The organism is Yoonia sp., from assembly GCF_036007805.1.
Classification (GTDB): domain Bacteria; phylum Pseudomonadota; class Alphaproteobacteria; order Rhodobacterales; family Rhodobacteraceae; genus Yoonia.
The window spans coordinates 1-4,796 of the sequence record NZ_DASYOK010000085.1; the positions used below are offsets into that span (position 1 = coordinate 1).

The 4,796-nt window shown below is 58.3% G+C and carries 6 protein-coding genes; 4 read left to right on the forward strand and 2 right to left on the reverse strand.

Going from position 1 to position 4,796, the window contains the following annotated elements; translation table 11 throughout:
- The coding region (locus tag VGP75_RS05085) for a copper-translocating P-type ATPase (protein ID WP_327542619.1) at positions 1–1,892 on the forward strand (1,892 nt) is incomplete at its 5' end.
- A complete protein-coding gene (cueR, locus tag VGP75_RS05090) occupies positions 1,889–2,278 on the forward strand; it encodes a Cu(I)-responsive transcriptional regulator (protein ID WP_327542620.1) in 390 nt (129 codons plus the stop codon). The genes VGP75_RS05085 and cueR, both read left to right, overlap by 4 nt.
- Before the next feature lie 58 nt (positions 2,279–2,336).
- On the opposite strand, the gene rpsU is transcribed toward cueR, so the two are convergent.
- The gene (gene rpsU, locus VGP75_RS05095) at positions 2,337–2,543 is read right to left on the reverse strand and encodes a 30S ribosomal protein S21 (RefSeq protein ID WP_007206547.1); all 207 of its coding nucleotides are present in this window, start codon (positions 2,541–2,543) and stop codon (positions 2,337–2,339) included.
- A 107-nt stretch (positions 2,544–2,650) separates the two neighbouring features.
- Between rpsU and VGP75_RS05100 the strand changes: the two genes are divergently transcribed.
- Together VGP75_RS05100 and VGP75_RS05105 are read left to right on the forward strand one after the other, a co-directional pair.
- Positions 2,651–3,349 carry a COQ9 family protein gene (locus VGP75_RS05100; RefSeq protein ID WP_327542621.1) on the forward strand — a complete coding sequence of 233 codons (699 nt, stop codon included), beginning with the start codon at positions 2,651–2,653 and terminating at the stop codon, positions 3,347–3,349.
- 12 nt (positions 3,350–3,361) lie between these two features.
- The gene (locus tag VGP75_RS05105; RefSeq protein WP_327542622.1) at positions 3,362–4,333 is read left to right on the forward strand and encodes an NAD(P)H-quinone oxidoreductase; all 972 of its coding nucleotides are present in this window, start codon (positions 3,362–3,364) and stop codon (positions 4,331–4,333) included.
- Here the strand turns inward: VGP75_RS05105 and rnhA are convergent.
- Complete coding sequence (gene rnhA, locus VGP75_RS05110; RefSeq protein ID WP_327542623.1) at positions 4,330–4,773, reverse strand: ribonuclease HI; 444 nt, start codon at positions 4,771–4,773, stop codon at positions 4,330–4,332. The two genes, VGP75_RS05105 and rnhA, sit on opposite strands and share 4 nt — an antisense overlap.
- Positions 4,774–4,796: the final 23 nt, after the last annotated feature.

Below are 4,796 nucleotides of genomic sequence, written 5' to 3' on the forward strand. Positions count from 1 at the left end.
CGATCGGGATGCAAACCAGCTGGGTGTTGCAGTTTGTGCTCGTCACGCTGGTTCTCATCTGGCCGGGGCGGTTCTTTTTTACCCAAGGCCTACCTGCGCTCTTCAAAGGCGCGCCGGATATGAACGCTTTGGTCGCGATCGGCACAGGTGCGGCATGGGCGTTTTCCACAGTCGCGACGTTCTTTCCGGCCGTCCTTCCCGCGGGAACACGCGCAGTCTATTTTGAGGCGGCAGCGGTTATCATCACGCTCATCCTGCTCGGTCGTTTTCTTGAAGCACGCGCAAAGGGCAAGACTGGTGCGGCGATCCGCAGGCTTGTTGGCCTGCAGCCCAAAACCGCTTTCCAGATGCAAGACGGCGCAGCGGTTGAAGTCCCGATCGCCGATGTTGTCGTCGGCGATATCCTGCGCGTTCGTCCGGGCGAGCGGATTGCGGTTGACGGTGTCGTGATCGAGGGCAGTTCCTTTGTCGATGAAAGCATGATCACCGGTGAGCCGATCCCTGTTGAGAAGGGAAGCGATGATCGCGTCACGGGCGGTACGGTGAACGGGACAGGTGTGTTTACGTTCCGTGTGACACAGGTGGGTGCGGATACGATGCTGGCGCAGGTGATCCGCATGGTGGAAGATGCACAGGGTGCCAAACTGCCTATTCAGGACCTTGTGAACCGCGTGACGCTTTGGTTCGTGCCGGTTGTATTGGTGCTGGCCGCGCTGACTGTGATTGGCTGGCTGATCTTTGGCCCCGATCCTGCACTCAGCTTTGCTTTGGTCGCGGGTGTGTCGGTTCTGATTGTGGCTTGTCCATGTGCGATGGGTCTGGCCACACCGACCTCGATCATGGTGGGCACGGGCCGCGCGGCAGAACTGGGTGTGTTGTTTCGCAAAGGCGATGCGTTGCAGGCCTTGCGTTCCGCGCAAATCGTGGCCTTTGACAAAACCGGCACGCTCACACGCGGGCGGCCAGAGGTGACGTCGGTTTTCCTCAACGCGGGTCTTGATGAAGCCGAGATTATGGGGCGCGTTGCAAGTGTCGAAGCGCTCTCGGAGCACCCGATTGCCGAAGCTATTGTGCGAATGGCGCAGGATAAAGGATATAGCATTGCCCCGGCATCAGACTTCCGTGCCGAGGCGGGCTTTGGTGTGACGGCGATGGTCGAGGGCCACAACGTGATGGTGGGCGCAGACCGCATGATGGAACGCCAAGGCATTGCTATTGAGGCCTTCGCAGACCAGTCTGCGCAGATCGCAGCGCAGGGCCAAACGCCGTTTTATGCCGCCATTGATGGTGCGTTGGTGGGGCTGATCGGCATTTCGGACCCGATCAAGCCAGAGACACCCTCTGCGATCAAGAAGCTACAGGACATGGGGCTGCAGGTCGCGCTGATCACCGGCGATAACCAGAAAACAGCCAACGCCATTGCTGCAGAGCTCGGGATTGATACGGTCATCGCCGAGGTGCTGCCGGATGGCAAAGTTGCAGCACTCCGTGATCTTGCCAAAGACGGTGCCAAAATCGCGTTTGTCGGGGACGGGATCAATGACGCACCTGCGCTGGCGGCGGCGGACGTGGGGATCGCCATTGGCACAGGCACCGATGTCGCGATTGAAAGCGCGGATGTGGTGCTCATGTCCGGCGACATCAACGGTGTGTCCAATGCGTTCGAGATTAGCCGCCATACCATGCGTAACATCCGCGAAAACCTGTTTTGGGCCTTTGCCTATAATACCGCGCTGATCCCTGTTGCGGCAGGGGCGCTTTACATCTTTGGCGGGCCACTTCTGTCGCCGATGCTGGCGGCAGGGGCGATGGCGCTCTCAAGCGTGTTTGTCTTGTCCAATGCATTGCGCCTGCGCTGGGTTGCACCTGTGGTAAAGGTGGCTGCGGCATGAATATCGGGGATGCAGCAACAAAGGCAGGGCTGCCTGCGAAAACGATCCGTTATTATGAGGATATCGGGCTGGTCAAACCACGACGTGACGCCAACGGATACCGTGCGTTTGTGCAGACCGATATCCATAAGCTGACCTTTCTTGCGCGTGCCCGTGCATTGGGGTTTTCGATCGAGGATTGCCGTGACCTTCTTGCGCTTTGGGAAGATAGTTCGAGGGCCAGTTCCGATGTGCGCCAGATTGCGCAGGAACACCTTGCGCGGATTGAGGCAAAGATCGCCGATCTTGAGGATATGCGCGATACGTTGAAAACGCTGGTCCGCGATTGCGCGGGCGATGATCGCCCGGACTGTCCGATCCTGAACCGGCTGGGTGATCCCGCATAAGAAAACCCCCGCCTGATTGCTCAGCCGGGGGCTCTTGGTCGTAACGTCGGAAGGATGCTTAGAGCATACCTTCGCGCTGGAGCTTCTTGCGCGCCAGCTTGCGCTGACGGCGGATCGCTTCTGCTTTCTCACGCGCTTTGCGGATCGAAGGCTTTTCGAAATGTTGCTTGAGCTTCATTTCACGAAAGACGCCCTCACGCTGAAGTTTCTTTTTCAGAGCACGCAACGCCTGATCGACGTTGTTATCACGAACACTAACCTGCATGTGGTTTTCACCACCTCTCTAAGTTAAATTTGCAAAAATTGCAGGAAGTGGGCAGATAGCAAAGGTGGGCTAGTTTGTCTAGTGTCCATGAACAGCAGGAGATCATCATGACAAAGCCCGACGTTGACCCGATCTTGGACCAACTCTTGGATGCGGCACTGCCCCACGTGGCCTTTGACGGCTGGTCACCCGAAACATTTGCCGCCGCCGCACGAGATGCCGGAGTAGATTTGTCCGTCGCCAAGGCGCTGTGCCCGCGCGGTGCGGTTGATCTGGCGATTGCCTATCACCATCGGGGTGATGCCGCGATGATTGCCGCGCTCAAGGCCGCCGATCTGGGCGATATGCGCTTTCGCGACAAGGTGGCCCATGCAATCCGCCTGCGCCTTCACGTGATCGACGACAAAGAGGCTGTGCGCCGTGGCACAACGCTTTTTGCATTGCCACATATGGCGGCGGACGGGGCGAAACTGATATGGGGCACCGCCGATGCGATCTGGACGACGCTGGGCGATACATCACGCGACGCCAATTGGTACACGAAACGCATCACGCTTTCCGCAGTCTACAGTTCGGTGATTCTCTTTTGGCTGGGCGACGATAGTCTGAACATGCAGGCCACCGATGATTTCATCGACCGCCGCATCGACAACGTGATGCAGTTCGAAAAATTCAAGGCACAGGCCAAGGCCAACCCCTTGTTCAAACCCTTTGCGGGCACGCTGGAACGCATGATGAGTGGCATCAAAGCACCCGCGTCCCAAACCGATCCTGATTTGCCGGGTGTCTGGCGTGATCCGCAGTAAGGATAAAAATTGATGAAGGCGATCGAGATTTCCAAGCCGGGCGGGCCCGATGTGCTGACGCTCACCGAGCGTCCAGTGCCAGAGCCAGCTTATGATCAGGTGGTCATCAAAGTGGCCTATGCAGGCGTAAACCGTCCAGACGCTTTGCAACGCGCAGGACTTTATAATCCGCCAAAAGGCGCCAGTGACTTGCCGGGACTGGAAGCGGCGGGGGAGGTTATCTCATGCGGTGCAGGGGTGACCGGCTTGCGTGTGGGTGATCAGGTTTGTGCGCTTCTGCCGGGCGGTGGCTATGCCGAATATGTGGCGACACCCGCCGCCCATTGTTTGCCTGTGCCTGATGGCTTGACCTTAAGACAAGCCGCTTGCCTGCCCGAAACCTTCTTTACTGTCTGGTCCAACGTGTTCATGCGCGGGGGATTGCAGGCGGGACAGCGTTTCTTGGTGCACGGTGGCAGTTCGGGGATCGGCACGACAGCTATTCAACTGGCCAAAGCGTTCGGTGCGCGCGTCTTTGCCACGGCTGGATCGGACGAGAAATGTGCGGCCTGTGTGGGTTTGGGCGCAGAGGGTGCTTTCAACTATCGAAAAGATGATTTTGTTGAAAAAATGCAAACGCTGGGTGGCGCCGATCTCATCCTTGATATGGTCGGGGGCCCGTATATCCAGCGCAATCTGAAAGCGCTCGCGGACGATGGGAAACTCGTTCAGATTGCATTTCTGCAAGGGCCAAAGGCGGAATTGAACCTTGTACAGCTGATGACGCGCCGCCTGACGATCACAGGCTCAACCCTGCGTCCGCAGTCTGACCTCGCCAAGGCGCGCATTGCGGATCAGTTGCGGGCGCATGTCTGGCCGCTGCTTGTGGCAGGCAAAGTGGCCCCTGTGATGGATCAGGAATTCGCACTTGCCGATGCCGCTGCCGCCCATGCCCGCATGGAAAGCAGCGCCCATATCGGCAAGATCGTCCTGAAAGTCTCTTAGGCCTTAAACGGGGCCATTCCCGCGCGCGCAAGTTCATCGGCCTTTTCGTTCTCAGGGTGGCCAGCGTGGCCTTTGACCCATTCCCATGTGACGTCATGGCGTTTGGCCGCGGCATCAAGCCGCTGCCAAAGGTCGATGTTCTTGACCTTGCCCTTCTTCCAGTCGCTTTTCTTCCAGCTATGGATCCACTTGGTGATTCCGTCTTTGACATAGGAGCTGTCTGTCACGACCGTGACAGCTGCCCCCTTCGACAGGGTTTCCAACGCAGTAATGGCCGCCAAGAGCTCCATCCGGTTGTTCGTCGTTTCCGCCTCACCGCCAGAGAGTTCGCGGGTCTTCACAACGGTCTCCCCCTCGCGCGCCACCAGCAGTGCACCCCACCCGCCGGGGCCCGGATTGCCCGAGCAGGCACCATCTGTGTAAGCATAGAGTTTCGGCATGATCAGGTCTTTTGTCCGCGCAT

Coding starts and splice junctions, on each gene's coding strand:
- cueR (WP_327542620.1), top strand. CDS start 1,889: ATGAATATCGGGGATGCAGCAACAAAGGCAGGGCTGCCTGCGAAAACG.
- rpsU (WP_007206547.1), bottom strand. CDS start 2,543: ATGCAGGTTAGTGTTCGTGATAACAACGTCGATCAGGCGTTGCGTGCT.
- VGP75_RS05100 (WP_327542621.1), top strand. CDS start 2,651: ATGACAAAGCCCGACGTTGACCCGATCTTGGACCAACTCTTGGATGCG.
- VGP75_RS05105 (WP_327542622.1), top strand. CDS start 3,362: ATGAAGGCGATCGAGATTTCCAAGCCGGGCGGGCCCGATGTGCTGACG.
- rnhA (WP_327542623.1), bottom strand. CDS start 4,773: ATGCCGAAACTCTATGCTTACACAGATGGTGCCTGCTCGGGCAATCCG.